This window comes from uncultured Nevskia sp., assembly GCF_903885465.1.
In the GTDB taxonomy this organism is placed as follows: Bacteria; Pseudomonadota; Gammaproteobacteria; order Nevskiales; family Nevskiaceae; genus Nevskia.
Genome location: NZ_CAISIQ010000269.1, coordinates 1 through 2,152, shown reverse-complemented (window position 1 = coordinate 2,152; position 2,152 = coordinate 1). Strand labels below are relative to the sequence as shown.

General features: G+C 62.9%; 2 protein-coding genes and 1 pseudogene. All 3 read right to left on the bottom strand.

Annotation, left to right across the window (positions count from 1 at the left end):
• Positions 1–698 (bottom strand): S1 RNA-binding domain-containing protein (locus QZY06_RS10025; protein WP_295683591.1); only part of this gene is annotated, 698 nt, incomplete at its 3' end.
• A gap of 106 nt (positions 699–804) precedes the next feature.
• Positions 805–1,494: a (d)CMP kinase gene (gene cmk / locus QZY06_RS10020; RefSeq protein ID WP_295683588.1), complete on the bottom strand. Its 690-nt coding sequence runs from the start codon at positions 1,492–1,494 to the stop codon at positions 805–807.
• Positions 1,491–2,152, bottom strand: a pseudogene (locus QZY06_RS10015) (3-phosphoshikimate 1-carboxyvinyltransferase); the annotation flags it as partial. The pseudogene QZY06_RS10015 and the gene cmk, both read right to left, overlap by 4 nt.

The window sequence follows — 2,152 nt, the reverse complement described above, 5'->3', positions numbered from 1 at the left end:
CGGCGCCAGGCCATGTCGGTGATGTGCAGCAGGCCGTCGATGCCGCCGAGGTCGACGAACGCGCCGTATTCGACGAGGTTCTTGACCACGCCGCGCAGGATCGCGCCTTCCTGGAGCTTCTCGAGCAGCATGTCGCGCTCGGCCGAGTATTCGGCTTCGAGCACTTCACGGCGAGAAACGACGACGTTGTTGCGTAGGCGATCGAGCTTGATCACCTTGAACTCGAGCGGCTTGCCTTCGAGATACGCGGTGTCGCGAACCGGACGGACGTCGACCAGCGAACCCGGCAGGAATGCGCGGACGTTGCCGATATCGACGGTGAAACCGCCCTTGACCTTGCCGGTGATGATGCCGATGACGGTTTCCTTGCCCTCGAACGCCTTCGTGAGGCGGTCCCAGGTCCGGATGCGTTCGGCCTTTTCTTTGCTGAAGCGGGTTTCGCCAAAGCCGTCTTCGACCGTTTCCAGCGCCACTTCGATGCGGTCGCCGACCATCACCGTTGCCGGTGCGCCGTCGACCATGAATTCGGCGATGGGAATGACGCCTTCGGACTTGAGTCCGGCGTCGACGATCACAACATCAGCCTTAACTTCGAGCACCAGCGCGGTAACGATGGTGCCAGGCTGCATCGACTGGCCGCCTGAGAGGCTTTCTTCAAACATCTCGGCGAAACTGAGTTCAACGACACTTTCGATCATTCAGCAAGCTCTATAAGTAGGTAACGCTTCCATGGAGCCGCCCTGGCAACATGGTCTGGGGTTTAAGAATCGCCATCCTGGCAATCCGCTTTGCAACGGTCCCGCTCTATCGATCCAGCTGCCGGGAACCCAGCAGTTTTTCAATGTTTTCCAGCACTTCCGGTACCGCCATCCGCGTCGTGTCGATCACTACGGCGTCGGGCGCGGCAACCAGTGGCGCCACTGTTCGCTTGCGGTCGCGCTCGTCACGAGCACGGACTTCTACAAACAGGTCGTCAAGATTAACACTTGCGCCTTTCCTGCTCAACTGGCGATAGCGGCGCTCGGCTCTCGCCTCGGGGCTCGCGTCAAGGAAAATCTTCAGGGTCGCATCGGTGAACACCACCGTGCCCATGTCGCGACCGTCGGCAATCAGGCCGGGCGCGGTACGAAAATCACGCTGCCGTTGCAGCAGCGCGGCCCGCACCACCGGCGCGGTCGCGATCTGCGACGCCAGATTGCCGGTGGTTTCGGCACGGATTTCGTGGGTCCAGTTGGCGCCGCCGACCAGAATCGCTTCGTCAGCCTCGGTTTCGCCGATGAACTGGATCTGCAGATCGCTCGCCAGCGCCGCCACTCGTTCATGAGCATCCAGCGGAATGCCGGCATGCACGGCGGCGAGCGCGAGGATGCGATAAAGCGCACCACTATCCAGTCGATGCCAGCCGGTCCGGGTCGCCAGCCAGCGGGTGACCACACCCTTGCCGACACCGCTCGGGCCATCAACTGCAATCACCAAGGGCAAGGCGGAAGTCACGAGGCCCGCTGCTCGCTGACTCGAAGGCCCGCCTTGCTCATCAGGCTGACGAAACCCGGGAACGAGGTATTGACGTTGGCGCAATCGAGAATGGTGATCGCGCCCGTCGCGCGCAGGCCGGCGATCGCGAAGCTCATGGCGATGCGGTGATCGCCCTTCGAGTCCACCGTGCCACCGCCAATACCGCCGCCGGTGATGATTGCGCCATCCGGCTGGGCGATCGCCGAAACGCCGAGCGCAGTCAGGCCATCGCACATCGCAGCAATGCGGTCGGATTCCTTGACTCGCAGCTCTTCGGCCTCGGTGACCACCGTCGTGCCGCTGGCACAGGCGGCGGCCACGAACACGGCCGGAAATTCGTCGATCGCCGAAGCCACCAGATCGCCGCCGATCGCGATGCCCTGTAGCTGTCCGCCACGAACCCGGATATCGGCCACCGGCTCGCCGCCGAACAGGCGCTCGTTGGTCAGGTCGATCTGCGTACCCATGCGACGCAGGATTTCGATGATGCCGGTGCGCGTTGGATTGATACCGACAGCCGTCAGCAGCAAGTCCGAACCCGGAACGATCGCCGCCGCCACCATCGGGAAAGTCGCCGAGGAAATATCGGCCGGCACTTCGATGTTGGTCGCGCGCAATTGCTGGCCACCGCGAACGG